Raw genomic sequence first — 16,583 nt, 5'->3', positions numbered from 1 at the left:
CGTTCGAGCCGATGCACGGACTCTCGTGGGGAGGCTTCCCGCCGCGATCAGTCGCCGGGCGTCGCGGGTCGGTCCACGGCATCGGACCTCGCCGGCTCGCCGGTCTCCGGCGACGTCGCCCGCTGACCGCCGAGCAGCGGCCAGGCGATCACGGCCCCGGCGATCGCCACCAGCGCGGCCACGAGGACCACGTCGTTGAGGCCGTCGACGATCCCGGCGACCGTCGCGCCCGCTCCGACCTGACCGTGGAAGATCGCCCCCAGCCCGGCGATCCCGATCGCGATCCCCAGCTGCCGGAAGGTGTTGTTGATCCCCGAGGAGAGGCCGCTGCGCTCGACCGGCAGCACGCTGACCATCGCCGCGGCGAGCGCCGGGCTGATCGTGCCGACCGCGATACCGCCGAGCAGCAGGCCCGGCAGCAACTGCGTCCAGTGGTCGCCCGGCGCGGCGCCGTGGATCGTCAGCAGGGCGATCCCGAACAGCGCCAGCCCGGCCACCAGCGGGACCCGCAGCGGCAGTCGGCCGGTCAACTTGCCCGAGAACGGCGCGACCACCAGGATCAGGATGGTCATCGGCAGCATCCGCAGGCCGGTCTCGGTCGCCGAGTAGCCGAGCGCCAGCTGGAGGTAGATCGCCAGGAACAGCAGCAGCGGGTAGATCGCGATCGACTGCGCAAACGCGACCAGGGCCGTTCCGCTGAAGGCGGGGACCCGGAACAGCTCCAGCGGCAGCATCGGTGCGGCCACCCGCCGTTCGACCACCACGAAGGCACCCAGCAGCAGCGCGGCGCCGAGCAGCGTCGCGACGATCGGCGCGCTCCCCCACCCCTGCTCGTTGCCGCGGATCAAGCCGAGCACGGCGAGGAAGCTGGCCGCACCGAACAGGACCATGCCGGCGAGGTCGGGGCGGCCGGGCCGACGGTCGCGGGACTCCGGCAACGCCCGCAGCGTCGCCACGACCAGGACCACCCCGAGGGGGACGTTGACGAGGAAGATCCACCGCCAGCTCAGCCCGTCGACGACGAGCCCACCCAGCAGCGGGCCGATCGCCAGCGACGCGCCGGTGATCGCACCCCAGACGCCGAGCGCGAAGCCGCGCTCGGCTCCCCGGAACTCGTGCGCGAGGATCGCGAGCGAGGCGGCGAACATCGCGGCCGCCCCGATCCCCTGCGCCCCGCGGGCGAGGTTCAGGAGCAGGGGCGCGTCCGCGAGTCCGCAGAGCGCGGAGCAGGCGGTGAAGATCGCCAGCCCGCTCGCGAAGACCGCGCGACGGCCGAGTCGGTCGGCAAGCGTCCCGGCGGCCAGCAGCGTCGCGGCGAGCACGACGGTGTAGGCGTCGATCACCCACTGCATCTGCACGAAGCTGGCCCCGAGATCGCGCTGGATCGTCGGCAGCGCGACGTAGACGATCGTCACGTCGAGCAGCAGCATCGCGGTGGCGACCGAGACGACGGTCAGCGTGATCCAGCGGACGGGGGTCACGCCGACGCTACCCCGCGCGAGCGCGACGCGATCGGGCATGGCGGGGTGAACAGCGGCACTGCGCCACTATACGAGCGGCGTTCGGCGCCGCCCCGCGAACGGACGGATGGCGCCGGGCGACGACCGGTCCCGACCGCCGGTCGCTCAGGTCCCGCAGAAGGTCCGGTAGCCGCCGAAGCTCGCCGGGGCCGGCTCGGCGTAGGCGTCCAGGCCCGGTCGCACCTCGTACGGCCGGGTCACCGCGTCGAGCAGCCGCTCGAACGGCTCGAGATCGCCGGCGGTGGCGGCGTCGAGCGCCTCCTCGACCCGGTGATTGCGCGGAACGTAGACGGGGTTCACGAGGTCGATCGCGTCGGCGACGGCCCCCGGCGCGCGATCCTCGCCGGCGATCTGCGACCGCCAGCGCACGACCCAGGCGTCGAAGGCCGCCGGGTCGCCGGCGAACAGCGCCCGGGCCGGCTCCGGCTCGTCACGCAGCACGCCCGCGAGCGCCCGGAAGCAGGCCGTGAGGTCGACCCGCTGGGCCTGCATCAGCGCGACCAGCTCCTCGATCAGGTCCGCGACGCCGTCGCCTGCCCCGACGAGGCCGAGCTTGGCCCGCATCCCCTGCTCCCAGTACTCGCCGTAGCGAGCGGGGAACGCCTGGAGGACCTCGGTGGCCGCCGCGACGGCCGCGTCGCTGTCGTCGTCGATCAACGGCAGCAGCGATTCGGCCAGCCGGGCCAGGTTCCACTGCGCGATCGGGGGTTGGTTGCCGTAGGCGTAGCGGCCGCCATGGTCGATCGAGCTGAAGACGGTCGACGGGTGGAAGGCGTCCATGAACGCGCACGGGCCGTAGTCGATCGTCTCGCCGGAGATCGTCATGTTGTCCGTGTTCATGACCCCGTGGACGAACCCGACCAGCATCCACTGCGCGAGCAGCGACGCCTGGGCGTCGACCACGCTCGCGAAGAACGCCAGGTACGGGTTCTCCGCCGCGGCCGCCGCGGGGTGGTGACGGGCGATCGCGTAGTCGGCCAGCCGCCGGACGAGCGCGGGGTCGCCGAGCGCGGCGGCGTACTGGAAGGTGCCGACCCGGATGTGGCTGGCCGCGACCCGGGAGAGGACCGCCCCGGGCAGCAGGCTGTCACGCGAGATCTGGTCGCCGGTCGCGACCACCGCGAGCGCGCGGGTGGTCGGGATCCCCAGCGCGTGCATCGCCTCGCCGATCAGGTACTCGCGCAGCATCGGGCCGACCGCTGCCTTGCCGTCTCCCCCACGCGCGAACGGCGTCCGTCCGGAGCCCTTGAGGTGCAGGTCCCGTCGCCGACCGTGTCGGTCCGTCAGCTCGCCGAGCAGCAGGGCGCGGCCGTCGCCGAGCCGCGGCGAGAGCTGCCCGAACTGGTGCCCCGAGTAGCCCTGGGCGACCGGCGACGCTCCCTCGGGACGGGCGTTGCCGACGAGCAGGTCGACGCCCGCCGGCGTACGCAGCGCGTCACCGTCGACCCCGAGCTCGGCCGCCAGCGCCTCGTTGAGGACCAGCAGCCGCGGCTCGGGCGCCGCCTCCGCCGACCACGGCGTGCACAGCTCGCCCAGCTCGCGGGCGAACGAGTCGTCGAACGCGAACGACGGCGGGGCGGTGACGCTCATCCTTCGAGGCTAGCGAGGCCAGTCGCGCAGCTCCTAGGCAGCGGGCACGTCGACGACCACGACGGTGTTGCCGTCCGGGTCGCGGAGCATGAACATCAGCGGGGCACCGGGCGAGCGCATCGGCTCCGGGTCGAGGTCGATCCCGCCGAGCGCGCTCAGCCGGGCGTGCTCGCCGAGCACGTCGGCGGTCTCGACGCCGATCGAACTGCCGCCCGGCTCGTCGTACATCGGCGGGTTGAGGGCCAGGCGCGCCCGCGAGCCGGGCGGCGCGACCTCCACCCAGCGCATCTCGCCGTTCTCGCCGAAGCGGACGTCGCTGCGCAGCTCGAAGCCGAGCTTCCCGGTGTAGAACGCGATCGCGGCGTCCTGGTCGCTGACCGTGAACATGGCCACGCCGATGTTGGTGACGGTCGTCTTGGTCTTCGTGGAATCGCTCATGCCCCCCAGACGCAGGGCTCGCGAGAAACTCATCGCGGTAGGCCCACCAATCTCGGATCAGGTCGACCAGGGCTCCCGGGCGAGCGCCTCGATCCGGTCCCAGACGTAGCGCGCGCTCGGCGGCGGTGCCAGTGGATCGAGCAGCAACCGCTTCCCGCGCGAGGCGACGACGAACGACGTCACCAGCGGCTCCCAGCCCTCCCCCTCCTGCCAGTCCGGATGCGGCTGGCGCCACAGCCACAGACCTGGCGCCACGTCACGCAGCTCCACGCTCATGGCCGTCGAGCCTCGTCCGCCGGAACCGTGCCGATCTTCGCCGCCGACGGCCGCCGCGGGCCGATGTCGCAAGGTCACGACGGGCGGATCCGGGGCGCGTAGCCTGGGCTCATGACCGACGCGCCGTCCACCATCGCCGAGGTCCACCTCAGCCACCGGTCGAACTGGTTGCGGGCGGCGGTCCTCGGCGCCAACGACGGCATCGTCTCGACCTCGAGCCTGGTCCTCGGCGTGGCCGGATCGGGCGCTTCGAGCGGCGCGATCCTGACCGCGGGCGTGGCCGGGCTCGTCGGCGGGGCGCTCTCGATGGCCGCGGGCGAGTACGTCTCGGTCAGCTCCCAGCGGGACACCGAGCAGGCCGACCTGCGGCTGGAGCAGCGCGAGCTGGCGAGCGACCCGCATGGCGAGCTCGACGAGCTGACCGGGATCTACGAGCAGCGGGGCCTGCCGTCGGCGCTCGCCCGTGAGGTCGCCGAGACGTTGACCGCCCGCGATGCCCTGGCGGCGCACGTCCGCGACGAGCTGGGGTTCGACGCCGCCCGCCGCGCCCGGCCGCTCCAGGCGGCGGGATCATCGGCGGCCGCCTTCGCGGCCGGCGCGATCCTGCCGTTGCTCGCCGCGGCCCTGGATTCGGGGGCGACCCGGATCGCCGTGATCGTGGCGGTCACGCTCGTGGCCCTGGCCGCCCTCGGGGCGACCGGTGCCCGGCTCGGCGGGGCACCTGCCGCTCCCGCAACCGCCCGGGTCGTGCTCTGGGGCAGCGTGGCGATGCTCGTGACCTACCTGATCGGTGCGGCGGTCGGCACCGCGGTCTGAGCACGGTCCGGCCGGGTGGCCGGCGTCGACGTCCTTCGGCCCGCTGGTCGACGCCGCAAGCGGGCTGTCGGCCGGCCCCGGGGCCGCGTCGCGGCTGTCCTCTGGCGCCACGGATACGCAACGCGTGTTGACGCGTTGTACGACGTAGCTGACCGCCGGCGCGAGCTGAACGGGCGTCTGGTTGGCCACGCAGGTGCTGGTAGGCGGACCGGCCGGCAGCCGGCCCGTCGCCCGGGGCGATCCGGGCGCCCGCGGGCACGCCGATCGACGACTCGGACGACGACCGGCAGCGCCAAACGCCAGTCTGGCACGGCACTTTCGGACCCCAACGACCGACCGTTCGACGCCGAGGCGATGATCGTCGGCGCGGGCCCTTCGCGGCCGTCCGACCGCCTGGTTGATGTGTGTTCGAGGATCGCCTAAGCCTCGTAGAGATGTCTCCGGAGTGTGCTTGACCACCCACCGAGGACGCTGCAATACTGCCGCCGGCAACAACCAAAACAGGAGTGTTCCCATGTACGGAATCAAGAAGAAGATGATCGCCATCGCCGCCACGACCGTCGTCGGTCTCGGGGGCGCCGCGGGAACGGCACAGGCCAGCACCGCGGTCACCAACCCCTTCGACCCCCCGTCCTACGCGATGGCGTCCGGCTGGAACAACGTGAAGGCCTGCGACGGGCAGGTCGACGGCAACCGCGTCCGGGCCTGGTACAGCACCGTCAACGGCGACTACCCGTCTCCGGACTGGGCTCCCAGCGCGGGATGCACGGGCTGGCACACCCCGTCGGGCGGAAACCCGATCAACTGGATCCGCGTCTGCACGGAGAACGAGGGCTGCAGCGATTGGGTGGCGAACAACGGGACGACGTAGCCAACGGTCGGCCCCGCGGACGGCTGGCGGTCGGCAGATGTCGGCCGCCGGTCGGCGGCAGCGCCCGGCCCTGGGCCGGCAACGGCGACGAAGGCCGTGCCGACTGGCCGGGTGATGCGGGTACCGCTCGCTGTCTCGGACATCCGGTGCTCCTCGGCCTCGATGGTGCTCTGGTGGTAGGACCGGGTGGCGCGTCGGAACTGATCGCTGACGGAGGAGCGGCCGGTGCCCGGGTCGCCCGGGCACACCGCTACGCTCCGCCGCATGATCGTCGGCCGAGCCATCTACCGCGACGGACGGCGGGTCGGCTCCCCCGAGGACTTCGACGACCTGTTCGCCGCCTGCAGCGAGCCCGACACCGTCGTCTGGCTCGGGCTCCACGAGCCCAGCCGCGAGGAGTTCGAGCAGCTCGCGCGCAAGTTCGACCTCCACGACCTCGCCGTCGAGGACGCGGTCGTCGCCCACCAGCGCCCCAAGCTCGAGCAGTACGGCACGACCCGCTTCCTGGTGCTGCGCTCGGCGCGCTACGTCGACGAGAGCGAGTCGGTCGAGTTCGGCGAGGTCCACCTGTTCGCCGGCCCCGGCTTCGTCGTCTCCGTCCGCCACGGCGACGCCTCCCAGCTGCGCGGCGTGCGCGAGAAGCTCGAGGGCCGGCCCGACCTGCTGCGACTCGGCCCGCTGGCGATCATGCACGCGATCGTCGACCGGGTCGTCGACGACTACCTGCCGGTCGTGGCTGGGATCGAGAACGACATCGACGAGATCGAGGACGACGTCTTCGACGGCAGCGCCAGCGCGTCCCGGCGGATCTACGAGCTGACCCGCGAGGTGATCGAGTTCCAGCGGGCGACCCTGCCGCTGCCGGACATGCTCGCGCAGCTGAAGAGCGGCAAGGGCGTCTCGCAGGAGGAGCTGGCCTACCTGCGCGACGTCGAGGACCACGCGCTGAAGGTCCGCGAGCAGATCGCCGGCTTCCGCGAACTGCTCCAGAACATCCTCAACGTCAACCTGACCCTCGAGACCAAGGCGCTCTCGGAGGCGAGCATCGCCCAGGCCGAGGAGGTCAAGAAGATCTCCGCCTGGGCCGCGATCCTGTTCGCGCCGACGCTCGTGGGCACGGTCTACGGGATGAACTTCGACAACATGCCCGAGCTGAGCTGGAAGCTCGGCTACCCGATGTCGATCGTGATGATGCTGCTGGTCGGCGTCGTGCTCTGGGGCGTCTTCCGCTACCGGCGCTGGATCTGACGCGCGGCGGCTCGACCGCCGACCGGCGTCGGCTCGGAGCGCGGCGTGTTCACAGCGTCTTGATGCCGGTGCGATCGGTCTTGATCCGCTCTGCGCGGCGCCGGGGCCACGCTCGGAGCATGAGTACCCACCACCATCCGGCCGCAGCCGCGACGCCGCACGACCCCGCCCATCCGCATCCGCTCTGGGGCGGCCCCGCGCTCGGCGTCCGCGTCCGCGCGACCCTGGTCCGGCGGGACCGTCTGCGGCTGGCCGACGCCGTCGCCGCGCTGATCGACCGCGGGAGCAGCCTGCCGGGACCGACCGCCGGTCTCGGCCCCGCCCTCGGCGAGCAGATCCTGCTCGCCCGCCCGGTCCTGATCGAGATCGAGCACCTGCTGCGCGGCGACGGGCCGCTCGATCCGCGCGGCGTGCAGCGGATCGGCACGCTGCTGGCCGACGTCCGTCGCGGTGGCCTCGCCCCGTGCGACCTGCTGGCGCTCGACGACGACGCCCGTGAAGCCCGACGGTTGCTCCGCTCGGGGGCGGCGCAGCGATGAGCGACGACGGCGTCTTCGGACGATCTTCACACCAGCCGCCGGCTTCTGCACACCAGCCGGGCGGTCCCGGACGGATCCTGGAGGACATGGCCACCACCGCCGCCCCGTCGCTCGACGGGCACCCGTTCCCGCCGCTCTCTGCCGTCGTGCTCGCCTCCCCCGAGGGTCGCGCGCCCGGCGTGCTCGACCGCCCCCACCGGATCGCCCTGGCCGACCGGATCGAGGACCTGATCGCGGAGGCGGTGCGCTTCCGGATCGTGCCCGCGGCCCGTCCGACCCGTCCGACCCCGCCGCCCTGCCCCACCCGCGAGCAGGTGATCGCCGCCCGCGGGCGGCTGCTCGACCTCGAGCATGCGCTCCGCGCCGGGATCCCGATCACCCGCCACGGCGAGCACCTCGTCGAGGCCCTGCTCGACGGCGCGGAGACCGGCTCCTACGCCGATCAGCCCCCGTGCGCGCTGCACGACGACGCCGAGGTCGCCTGCCGCGCGATCGGCAGCGTCAGCCCGTTCCACTAGCGGCCCGCTCGCTCGCTCGTCGTCGCACCGGCCGCACCAGCCGCAGCGCCATGACGACGAGCGCATCCGCGTGCCGCGGTGTTGCGGGAACGTCTGGAAATCCGCAGACGGAGGGGCAACGCCCCGGTTGGTGAGGTGGTCCTCGGCCCCGCCCACCACCGAGGAGCACCGTGCATCACCAGCCTCGCCGCCGCTCGCGGCGCCCGACGATCATCCTGGCGGTCGTCGTCACCCTGACCCTGACCGCCTTCGGCCTCTCGCGAGTGGCGGACGTCCCCGTGGCGCAGCGGTTGGTCGACGCGAGCCAGGGCGCCGTCGGCCGGGCGCCGTCGACCGTCTTCCAGGCGGCCGAGAAGCTGGTCCCGAACGGCAAGGCGGGCGACGCCTCCGGCGACGACAGCGGCTACATCGCGACCGGCGAGTCGGTCTCGGTCTTCGCCGACCATCCGGCCGTGACCCGGCTCGACCCGAAGCTCCGCACCGCGATCCGGCGGGCCGCGGTCGAGGCCCGCCGGGACGGGATCACGATCCGCCTCAACGGCGGCTGGCGCAGCGCCGCCTACCAGCAGCGGCTGCTCGACGAGGCGATCGCGCGGTACGGGAACGAGCAGACGGCACGCCAGTACGTGAACACGCCCGAGCGCTCGACCCACGTCCACGGGCGGGCGGTCGACATCGGGCCGACCGACGCCGACAGCTGGCTGATCCAGCACGGCACCGACTATGGGCTCTGCCAGACCTACGCCAACGAGATCTGGCACTTCGAGCTGGCGACCGAGCCCGGCGGCACCTGCCCCGCCCAGCGCGGGGACGCCAGCGCGGGGTAGCCGCCGGCACCGGGCGGGGTCGGCCCCGCGGCCGCCGACCCGGGTGTCGTCCGCCTCGACGGTGACCGAGACCGCGAGGTGCTCCGTGCGAGCCGCCGTCAGGCGTTCCGCACCCGGGACCTCACGACGAGTGGTCCTCGCGGACCGTCAGGCCGTCGGGCTGCGTCTGCTCCGGCCGCAACAGCGACCGGTAGGGCTGACCGGCGGTGCGCCGCTCGAAGTCGTCGCGAGCGGCGGCGCGGAGGTCGGCGTCGGTCAGCAGGTCGAGGGCCGTCCGGGCCAGGACCTCGGTGGCCGCGACGGTGCTCCGCGCGCCGATCGACATCCCGCCGCAGGCGGTCACCGGCCAGGTGTGCAGCGCGACGCCGAGCGGCATCGTCGGCATCATGATCCCGATCGTCGGCGTGCACCAGCTGACGTCCCCGACGTCGGACGAGCCGCCGGTCGTCGGCTCGTCCTGCAGCGGCATCACCGCCGTGCAGAGCCCCGCCTCGGGCAGCTCGACCTGCTGCTGGCAGGCGCGCGCGAACGCCTGTTCCTCCCCGGTCCAGTCGGGTACGCCGACCCGCTCCAGGTGCGCCTGCATCCGCGCGGCGAGTGGCCCGTTGGGCAGGAGGTCGTGCATGCCGAAGTAGGCCGCGGCCTCGGCGCTGGTCTGGGTCGCGAGCGCCGCGCCGGCGGCGATCTGCTGGACCCAGTCGCTGGTGGCCTGCACGCGCGCCCGGTCGACGTCGCGCACGTAGACGCTCATCCGGGCGTAGTCCGGCACGATGTTCGCCGCCCGACCCCCGTCGGTGATGACGTAGTGGACGCGCGCGGTCGGCTCGAGGTGCTCCCGCATCGCGTTGATGCCGTGCGCGGCGAGCTCGAGCGCGTGGAGCGCGCTGCGACCGCTCCACGGCTCCAGGCCGGCGTGGGCGCTGCGTCCGTGGAACTCGAGCCGGAGGATGTGGGCCGCGGCCATCCGGAAGTTGATCACCCCCGCGCTCGTGCCCGGGTGCCAGTGGAGCGCCCCGTCGAGGTCGTCGAACAGCCCGTCGCGGGCCATGAAGACCTTCGCGCCCTCGGTCTCCTCGGCGGCGCAGCCGTAGACGCGCAGGGTGCCCGGGGTTCCGTCGGCCCGCATCTGGTGGCGGGTCGCGATCGCGGCCCCGGTCAGGGCCGCGCCGAGCATGTTGTGGCCGCAGCCGTGCCCGCTCCGCTTGCCGTCGGCCGGGGCCTCCTGCCGGGGCACCGCCGCGTTGCCGAGGCCGGGCAGGGCGTCGTACTCGACCAGGAACCCGACCTTCGGTCCGTCCTCGCCCTGACGCCATTCGGCGACGAACGCCGTCGGCAGGCCGGAGGTGCCCCGGCTGACGATCGTGAAGCCGGCAGCCTCGAGCTCGCGAACGTGGACCTCGGCCGAGGCGGTCTCCTCGAACGAGAGCTCGGCAAGCGCCCAGACCTCGGCGCAGATGCGCTCGGTCGCGGGGCGCGCCAGATCGAGGGCACGAGCGAGGTCGACGGGCGCGTCGGTGGACATGGCGACGAGCGTACCGGCGTGCTCCGCCGCGCCGGTGGCCGTCGACCGGCGCCGCGGCCGCCGCTAGGCCATCCGCGCCAGCTCAACCGGGTCGTGCGAGCAGAAGACGTTGATCTGGTCGCCGTGGTCGCGCACGAGCTCGGACAGACGATCGGCGTTCTCACGACGCAGACGGGCGTCGTCGGAGTTGATCCGGTGGTAGGCGCGCAGGCCCGCGCTCGACTGGGGCGGCGACGCGACCTCGCCGTGGTGCAGGTAGGCGTCGCCCGCGTGCAGGAGCCAGCCGTCGCCGGTGTTGATCGCGTAGCCGGCGTGCCCGGCGGAATGGCCGGCCAGCGGGATCATCGCGATCTCGACGTCGAGGTCCTCCAGCAGCCGCGCCCGCTCGAAGCCGAACCACGACTCGCCGGCCGCGGTGTACTCCTGCCACCGGGGCCGGTGCGCCCACTGCGCCGGCCGGTAGCGGAGGGCGCTATCGCGCTTGCGGGTCCGGGCGGCGGCCAGCTCGGGCGCGTGGACGTGGACCGTGGCGTTGGGGAAGTCGCCGAGCCCGCCGGCGTGGTCGAGGTCGAGGTGGGTGACGAGCACGTGCCGGACGTCGGCCGGATCGTGACCGAGCGCCCGGACCCGCGCGACCGCGGTCTGGTCCGGATCGAGCCGGGCCCGGAGCAGGTGGCGGGCCGGACCGAGCCGCTTGGGGTCCGCGATGTCCCCGGTTCCGTAGCCGGTGTCGATCAGGATCAGTCCGTCGCCGGACTCGATCAGCATGCAGTGCGCGACGAGGTGCCCGGCTGAACGGTCGACGAGCCCCAGCGCCGGCGCAGCGTGCGGGCACATCGTGCCGCAGTCGAGGTGGTGGATCCGGCGGGTCGCGCTCATCAGGCGGCGAGCCTACCCGACGGTCGCCGCTCCAGAGACTCGTCGTGTCCGGAGCGGCGGACAGCGCAGAGCGCGCGAAGCAGCGACATGACCCGGAGTCTCTGCGCAGCGAACCGGCCGCTCGTGTGCCCGTTCCCACGACCCGGCGGCCCGGCTGCGCCATAGTTGGGGTGTGACCGCGAACGGCGATCTCCACGACATCGAGGACCGGGCCGACTGCGAGCGGCTGGTCCGGGCGTTCTACGGCCGCGCCCTGACCGACCCGATCATCGGCTTCATCTTCGTCGACGTCGCCAAGCTCGACCTCGAGGCCCACATCCCCGTGATCGCCTCGTTCTGGGAGACGATCCTGCTCGGCAACCAGACCTACGCCGGCGGCGCCTTCCGCGTCCACGCCGACCTCCACCGGCAGGTCACCCTGCGGGCCGGGCACTTCGAGCGGTGGCTGCTGCTGTGGCGGACGACGGTCGACGAGCTGTTCGCCGGTGAGCGGGCCGAGCTGGCCAAGTCCCACGCCCTGCGGGTCGCGCGAGCGTTCCACAGCCGGCTCCCGGAGCCGGGTGCGGAGGCGCCGACCACGGCCGTGTCGGGTGGCCTCGCGGTCTCCCAGCACGGTCCGCCGTCCGTGCTCGATCCGACGGACTGATCCCCGCGCTCGCCGCCAAGCGCGGCGCGATCCGATCGATCGCCGGGCCGCGGACGTGCCGTCGGTCCCTCCCCCTCAGTAGCAGTGGACGTGCAGCTCACGCCGGTGCTGCTCGGCCCGCTGCGCGAAGGCGGTCTCGGTGATCGGCATCGTGGGCAGTTCTACCGCGCGACTGCGACGTGGCCCGGCTACTCCGCGAAGCTCGGCTGCGCACCGCGCTCGTGGTCGGCGCGCCCCTTCGGCTGCTCCCACTGCTCCTGCCGACCGAGCGCGGTCAGGTCGAGGAAGTAGTACGAGCCCCCGGTCATCTCGGCCCCGCGGGCGTAGGTCGAGTTGGTGTGGAAGACCTGGTCGCCGTCGCGCAGGAAGAAGCTCGTCCCCGGCAGCTCGGCCGACGTGCCCGGCTCGAGCGGCAGCGGGTTCCCGGCCGCGGCGTGCTCCGCGGCGGTCCGGAAGTTGTACTCCAGCGGCCGCACCGCCTCGTCGAGCGTGACGTGGAAGTCGTAGTTGAAGTCGCTGCCGTACGACGAGTACCACGGGAACGTCCAGCCGCGGCGCTCGGCGGTCCACCCGCGGCGGTCCTTGTAGGCCTCGATCTGCTCCAGCGGCGCGCGCGAGACGTAGGCGAGCGTGGTGTCGCGGACGTGGAGGTGGTCGAGCAGGCCCTTCGAGACCTCGTCGACCCCGGCGGTGCAGCTCGGGCAGCCGTCGGTCCAGCTCGGGTCGAACATGAAGTGGCCGACGATCAGCTGGCGGCGACCCTCGAAGAGGTCGAGCAGGCCGACCTCGCCGTCCGGGCCCTGGAACCGGTAGTCCGGCTCGACCCGGACCATCGGCATCCGCCGGCGCTCGGCGTTGAGCGCGTCGCGGGCACGGGTCATCGCCTTCTCCTGCTCCAGCAGCCGCTTGCGGGCGACCAGCCACTCGTCCTGCGATACGACGTCGGGCAAGCTCATCTCGGGCTCCTCTGGAAGTCGGTCCGTCGGTTCGTCCTAGGGACGCGCCAACGGCCCAGAACTCATCGGCCACTCGGGCACGGGCGTTTCTGGCGGGGCGGGGACCGGCTAGGCTCGCGTCCCATCATGCCCTTCACGACCGTCCGTCCCTGAGCCGCCCGTGCGCGCCGTCGTCATCACCAGCCACGGGACGCCCGAGGTCCTGCGGGTCGAGCAGCGGCCCGATCCGGGGCCGCCCGGTCCGGGGCAGGTCGCGATCGCCGTCCGCGCGGCCGGGGTCAACTTCGCCGACGTGATGGCCCGGATGGGGCTCTACGCCGACGCTCCGCCGCTGCCGTCAATCGTCGGCTACGAGGTCGCCGGTGAGGTCACCGCCGTCGGGCCGGGCGTCGAGGATCCGGTCGTCGGCGCCCGGGTCTACGCCGGCACCCGCTTCGGTGGCTACGCCGAGCAGGTCGTCGTCGACGCCGGGGCCGTCAGCCCGCTGCCGGACCGGCTGAGCTTCGCCGAGGGTGCGGCGCTGCCGGTCAACTACGCGACGGCCTGGGCCGCGCTCCACGGCTACGGCTCGCTGCAGGCCGGCGAGCGGGTCCTGATCCACGCCGCGGCCGGCGGCGTCGGGATCGCCGCGACCCAGCTCGCCAAGCGGGCCGGAGCCGAGATCTGGGGCACGGCCTCACCGGGCAAGCACGACGCGATCCGGGCGCAGGGCGTCGCCCACCCGCTCGACTACCGCAAGCGTGGCTGGCAGCGCGGGTTGCCGTCGTTCGACGTGATCCTCGATGCGGTCGGTGGCCGCTCGCTGCGTCGCAGCTACGGGATGCTCCGACCGGGCGGCCGTGTGATCGCCTTCGGTGCCTCGTCGGTGGTCGCGGGCGAGAGCCGCAACCTGCGCAAGGCGGTCCCGGAGGCGCTGGCGATGCTTCGCGGGTTCAACCTGATCGACCAGATGAGCGAGAGCAAGACCGTGATCGGGCTCAACATGCTGCGGCTGTGGGACGACCGCGGATCGCTCGAGGCCTGGACCACGCCGCTGCGCGAGGCGCTCGACGACGGCACGATCGCGCCGGTCGTCGCCGCCGAGATCCCGTTCGCCGAAGCGCCGGAGGCCCATCGGATCCTCCAGCAGCGCCGGAACGTCGGCAAGGTCGTGCTGGTCCCCTAGGCGCCAGCCTGCGCCGGCGGGTGGTCCGAACCCCGGACCGCCCGCCGCCGTCGCCCGGCAGCGACCGTCACGACGACCAGCTCGCGAGCCGCACCAGCAGCTCGGAATCGACGTCGCGGGCGGCCAGGATGCAGGTCCGGCCCGACCGCTGCCAGGTCACGATCGTCGCCGCGCCGCCCTCGAACAGCCGCATCCGCACCCCGTTCCGCTCGACGCTGCGACCGCCGTCGACCGTGAGCGCGTCGCCGGCCACGATCGCGTAGCCGATCCGCTGCCCGCGCTGGTTGGTGTAGACGACGGTGCGGACCTGGCGTCCGTCGACCACGTCGTTGCGGATCCCGACCGCACGCCAGCCCGAGCTCGCGTACCAGTACGGATAGGCGACGCCGTCGACCGCGACCGCGAGCACGCCGGTCTGCGGTCGCGCGGCCGGGGCCGGTTGGGTCGCGGGCCGCAGGGCGGTGCGGGCCGCCTCGGCAACGCTCGGCTGGGAGGTCCCTCCCGACCCGAGCGCGACCGCGAGCACGATCGCGCTGGCAACGGCCGCGGGCAGGGCCCAGCGGCGCCGCGGCCTTGACCACCACGCCCGCGCCGGCCGCGCGGGCGCAGCGGCGGCCTCGGCCACCATCGCGGCGACCGTCTGGTGGAGCCGCTCCGGCGCGTCGGCGGACGCCAACCCCCGCGTCGCCTCGCGCGCCCGGCGCTGGCCCGCGAGCGCGTCCACCAGCTCGGGTGAGGCCGCGACCCGACGCTCGAGCGCGGCGACGTGCTCCGCCGGCAGGCTGCCGTCGGCGAGGGCCGCCAGCTCGGCGGCGAGGATCGGGTCGATCGGGTCGGGGCGCGTCACGTCGTTCACCGATGGAGACTCCCCTGAGGGCCCGGACCTTCCCGACCCCGCTCGACCCGGCCCGCCGGGCCGCAGGGCCGCGCGGTCGGCGCGACCGCCGGCGGAGCGGCCGACGGGTCCGTCGTGGTCCCGCGCAGCGTGGTCGCGACGCGGTCACGGGCCCGGAAGACGCGGGTCGCGATCGTCGCCTCGCGGGTGCCGAGGGCGGAGGCGGCCTCCCGGTAGGAGAGCCCCGCGACGTCGACCGCGACCAGCGCCAGCCGGAAGTCCTCCGGCAGCGCGGCGATCGCCTCCAGCAGCTCGTGCGTCTCGAGCGCGTCCTCCGGTCGCTCGGCCCGCCGCGGGTCGACGGCGACCACCTCGGCCAGCGGCGCGACCTCGCGCGGGCGGCGGCTCGCGGTCCGGCGGCCGGTCAGGAAGGTGTTGCGCAGCGCCTGCAGCAGGTACGCGAGCTCGTCCTGGCCGTGCAGCTCGCGCGGCTTGGCGAGGATCCGGGCGAAGGTCTCCTGGACGAGGTCCTCGGCCTCCTCGCGGGAGCCGCAGAGCGCCCAGGCGGCCCGGTGGAGCCGATCCACGTGCTGCACGAGCGCCTGGGGAGCGAGCCGCGCCACGAGCCCGACTGTAACGGGGGCGTTCCCGGCCACCGGGAAGGAATTCCGGTCCGCGGGGTCTTCCGTGGTGCAGGACCGAAACCCCGGACCGAAGGGCATTCCCATGCGAGGACCGATGATGTTCGCAGCGGTCGCCGGTACGACGGCGCTGCTCGCGCTGAGCGGCTGCGGCGGCTCGTCCGGCGGCTACGGTGGCGGCGGGAGCACCACGACCAACTCCGGGTCTTCTACCGGCAGCGGCTACGGCGCGTCCGGCTACGGCAGCGGCGCGACGGGCACCACCAACGCGGCGAAGGCCACCAGACCCGCGACCGTCGGCACGACCCGCGGCCGCCTCGGCACCTACCTCGTGAACGGCAGCGGCCGCACGCTCTACCTCTGGAGGGCCGACCGCAGCGGCAAGAGCAACTGCTCCGGCGCTTGCGCCCAGGGCTGGCCGCCGCTCCTGACCAAGGGGACCGCGAAGGTGACCGGCAACGCGAAGGCGCGGCTGCTGGGCACGACGAAACGCTCCGACGGCACCATCCAGGTGACCTACGCCCGGCACCCGCTCTACCGCTACGCCGGCGACACGGGTTCCGGCCAGACCAACGGCCAGGGCAACACCGGCTTCGGTGCCTCCTGGTTCGTCGTCAGCCCGGCCGGGCTCGCGATCACCAGCCACTGACGGGACGCCGGCGCCGCTCGACCCGCTCCCCCGACGCGATCAGCAGCTCGTCGAGCAGCTCGGGCGCGAACAGCCCGTGGTCGACGACGCCGACGGTCGCGTCGAGCCGGGCGGCGAGCGCCCGCGGGTCGTCGAGGTCGGCGTCGAGGTCGGCGAGCAGGCCGCCGTCGACCGTCGCCGGCGCGTCACGGAGGCGGGCGCCCGGCAGCCGCCGGAGGGTCGCCGCAAGACCGAATGGCTGCAGCTCGAGCGGGACCGCGCGGCTCAGCCGGTCGACCAGCTTGCCCTCGCCGACCACGCAGACGAACCGGTCCGCGGCGGCGATCAGGATCCGCTCGCGGGTGTGCGCCCCACCCCCGCCCTTGATCGCCCACCCGCGGGGATCGACCTGGTCGGCGCCGTCGAGCGCGAGGTCGTAGCCGGCGGTGCGAGCCGGATCCACCAGCCGCAGGCCGGCCGCGCGGGCCGCCTGCTCGGTCGCCGGCGAGGCGACGGCGAACGACGCCCGCGAGCCGCGCTCGCCGAGCGCAGCCGCGATCCGGGCCACCGTCGTGCCCGAGCCGAGCGCGACGACCATCGCGTCGTCGACGATCGCGGCCGCGGCGTCGGCCGCGACCGCCTTCTCGCGTTCGTCCCGGTCCGGCATG

At 73.8% G+C, this 16,583-nt stretch carries 19 protein-coding genes; 9 read left to right on the top strand and 10 right to left on the bottom strand.

Annotated elements, in window-relative coordinates:
* Positions 1-47: 47 nt before the first annotated feature.
* The 4 genes from ACVUH9_RS05125 to ACVUH9_RS05110 all read right to left on the bottom strand — a co-directional run bounded on the left by ACVUH9_RS05125 (position 48) and on the right by ACVUH9_RS05110 (position 3,824).
* A complete protein-coding gene (locus ACVUH9_RS05125; RefSeq protein WP_475754584.1) occupies positions 48-1,481 on the bottom strand; it encodes an MFS transporter in 1,434 nt (477 codons plus the stop codon).
* A 144-nt stretch (positions 1,482-1,625) separates the two neighbouring features.
* The gene (locus tag ACVUH9_RS05120) at positions 1,626-3,110 is read right to left on the bottom strand and encodes a protein adenylyltransferase SelO (protein ID WP_475754582.1); all 1,485 of its coding nucleotides are present in this window, start codon (positions 3,108-3,110) and stop codon (positions 1,626-1,628) included.
* Positions 3,111-3,143: 33 nt separating this feature from the next.
* Positions 3,144-3,548, bottom strand: a complete 405-nt coding sequence (locus tag ACVUH9_RS05115) for a VOC family protein (RefSeq protein ID WP_475754580.1) — start codon at positions 3,546-3,548, stop codon at positions 3,144-3,146.
* Between the two features lie 57 nt (positions 3,549-3,605).
* Positions 3,606-3,824 carry a hypothetical protein gene (locus tag ACVUH9_RS05110; RefSeq protein ID WP_475754578.1) on the bottom strand — a complete coding sequence of 73 codons (219 nt, stop codon included), beginning with the start codon at positions 3,822-3,824 and terminating at the stop codon, positions 3,606-3,608.
* A gap of 111 nt (positions 3,825-3,935) precedes the next feature.
* On the opposite strand from ACVUH9_RS05110, the gene ACVUH9_RS05105 reads away from it, so the two are divergent.
* From ACVUH9_RS05105 to ACVUH9_RS05080, 6 genes are all read left to right on the top strand, one after another.
* On the top strand, positions 3,936-4,640 hold the full coding sequence (locus ACVUH9_RS05105; RefSeq protein ID WP_475754576.1) for a VIT1/CCC1 transporter family protein: 705 nt from the start codon (positions 3,936-3,938) through the stop codon (positions 4,638-4,640).
* A 514-nt stretch (positions 4,641-5,154) separates the two neighbouring features.
* On the top strand, positions 5,155-5,511 hold the full coding sequence (locus ACVUH9_RS05100) for a hypothetical protein (protein WP_475754574.1): 357 nt from the start codon (positions 5,155-5,157) through the stop codon (positions 5,509-5,511).
* A 264-nt stretch (positions 5,512-5,775) separates the two neighbouring features.
* The gene (locus tag ACVUH9_RS05095) at positions 5,776-6,759 is read left to right on the top strand and encodes a magnesium and cobalt transport protein CorA (protein ID WP_475754572.1); all 984 of its coding nucleotides are present in this window, start codon (positions 5,776-5,778) and stop codon (positions 6,757-6,759) included.
* A gap of 119 nt (positions 6,760-6,878) precedes the next feature.
* Positions 6,879-7,298 carry a hypothetical protein gene (locus ACVUH9_RS05090; RefSeq protein ID WP_475754570.1) on the top strand — a complete coding sequence of 140 codons (420 nt, stop codon included), beginning with the start codon at positions 6,879-6,881 and terminating at the stop codon, positions 7,296-7,298.
* A gap of 86 nt (positions 7,299-7,384) precedes the next feature.
* Complete coding sequence (locus tag ACVUH9_RS05085) at positions 7,385-7,816, top strand: hypothetical protein (protein ID WP_475754568.1); 432 nt, start codon at positions 7,385-7,387, stop codon at positions 7,814-7,816.
* 170 nt (positions 7,817-7,986) lie between these two features.
* On the top strand, positions 7,987-8,643 hold the full coding sequence (locus ACVUH9_RS05080; protein WP_475754566.1) for a M15 family metallopeptidase: 657 nt from the start codon (positions 7,987-7,989) through the stop codon (positions 8,641-8,643).
* 121 nt (positions 8,644-8,764) lie between these two features.
* Here ACVUH9_RS05080 and ACVUH9_RS05075 read toward each other — a convergent pair whose 3' ends face one another.
* Both ACVUH9_RS05075 and ACVUH9_RS05070 read right to left on the bottom strand, forming a co-directional pair.
* On the bottom strand, positions 8,765-10,165 hold the full coding sequence (locus ACVUH9_RS05075) for an amidohydrolase (protein ID WP_475754564.1): 1,401 nt from the start codon (positions 10,163-10,165) through the stop codon (positions 8,765-8,767).
* A gap of 63 nt (positions 10,166-10,228) precedes the next feature.
* Positions 10,229-11,044: an MBL fold metallo-hydrolase gene (locus tag ACVUH9_RS05070; protein ID WP_475754563.1), complete on the bottom strand. Its 816-nt coding sequence runs from the start codon at positions 11,042-11,044 to the stop codon at positions 10,229-10,231.
* 172 nt (positions 11,045-11,216) lie between these two features.
* On the opposite strand from ACVUH9_RS05070, the gene ACVUH9_RS05065 reads away from it, so the two are divergent.
* The gene (locus tag ACVUH9_RS05065) at positions 11,217-11,690 is read left to right on the top strand and encodes a group III truncated hemoglobin (RefSeq protein ID WP_475754561.1); all 474 of its coding nucleotides are present in this window, start codon (positions 11,217-11,219) and stop codon (positions 11,688-11,690) included.
* Positions 11,691-11,878: 188 nt separating this feature from the next.
* Here ACVUH9_RS05065 and ACVUH9_RS05060 read toward each other — a convergent pair whose 3' ends face one another.
* Positions 11,879-12,646: a DUF899 domain-containing protein gene (locus tag ACVUH9_RS05060; RefSeq protein WP_475754559.1), complete on the bottom strand. Its 768-nt coding sequence runs from the start codon at positions 12,644-12,646 to the stop codon at positions 11,879-11,881.
* Between the two features lie 160 nt (positions 12,647-12,806).
* Between ACVUH9_RS05060 and ACVUH9_RS05055 the strand changes: the two genes are divergently transcribed.
* Positions 12,807-13,811 (top strand): zinc-binding dehydrogenase, encoded by a 1,005-nt coding sequence (locus ACVUH9_RS05055; protein ID WP_475754557.1) that lies wholly within the window; start codon positions 12,807-12,809, stop codon positions 13,809-13,811.
* Between the two features lie 67 nt (positions 13,812-13,878).
* Here the strand turns inward: ACVUH9_RS05055 and ACVUH9_RS05050 are convergent, their stop codons facing one another.
* Positions 13,879-14,667 (bottom strand): hypothetical protein, encoded by a 789-nt coding sequence (locus ACVUH9_RS05050; RefSeq protein WP_475754555.1) that lies wholly within the window; start codon positions 14,665-14,667, stop codon positions 13,879-13,881.
* Positions 14,664-15,269, bottom strand: coding sequence for an RNA polymerase sigma factor (locus ACVUH9_RS05045; protein WP_475754553.1), 606 nt, complete (start codon positions 15,267-15,269; stop codon positions 14,664-14,666). Before ACVUH9_RS05045 ends, ACVUH9_RS05050 begins: the two co-directional genes overlap by 4 nt.
* A gap of 115 nt (positions 15,270-15,384) precedes the next feature.
* Here ACVUH9_RS05045 and ACVUH9_RS05040 point away from each other — a divergent pair, with 115 nt between their 5' ends.
* Positions 15,385-15,936, top strand: coding sequence for a COG4315 family predicted lipoprotein (locus ACVUH9_RS05040; protein ID WP_475754551.1), 552 nt, complete (start codon positions 15,385-15,387; stop codon positions 15,934-15,936).
* Here the strand turns inward: ACVUH9_RS05040 and rpiA are convergent.
* Positions 15,923-16,582: a ribose 5-phosphate isomerase A gene (gene rpiA, locus ACVUH9_RS05035; RefSeq protein WP_475754549.1), complete on the bottom strand. Its 660-nt coding sequence runs from the start codon at positions 16,580-16,582 to the stop codon at positions 15,923-15,925. The genes ACVUH9_RS05040 and rpiA overlap by 14 nt on opposite strands.
* Position 16,583: the final 1 nt, after the last annotated feature.

The sequence above is a fragment of the Patulibacter ginsengiterrae genome, assembly GCF_056269115.1.
This window is presented reverse-complemented; position numbering and strand designations above follow the sequence as displayed.